Below are 253 nucleotides of genomic sequence, written 5' to 3' on the forward strand. Positions count from 1 at the left end.
GCGATACTCTTGTTGGCTTCGCAAGAGCTGTTTCAGATGGAAAATTTAGAGCGTATATTGAAGATGTTGTTATACATAGTTCATATTGTAGGAACGGTATAGGAACAAAACTGGTTTCAAAATTGATGAGAGCGTAAAATATTTTGTGTAAATGAGTAAATAGAAAAAGGAAGACCTTTTCTTGTAGAATTGAATCACCACAACACAATTCACAGAAAAGAGGTCTTCCCTATGAACCAGTTTACAACAGATA

At 34.4% G+C, this 253-nt stretch carries 1 pseudogene; it reads left to right on the forward strand.

What is annotated here, in order from left to right:
* A pseudogene (locus M3221_RS26025) lies at positions 1-131 on the forward strand (GNAT family N-acetyltransferase); the annotation flags it as partial.
* Positions 132-253 lie beyond the last annotated feature (122 nt).

The organism is Domibacillus indicus (genome assembly GCF_023715895.1).
GTDB lineage: Bacteria > Bacillota > Bacilli > Bacillales > Domibacillaceae > Domibacillus > Domibacillus indicus_A.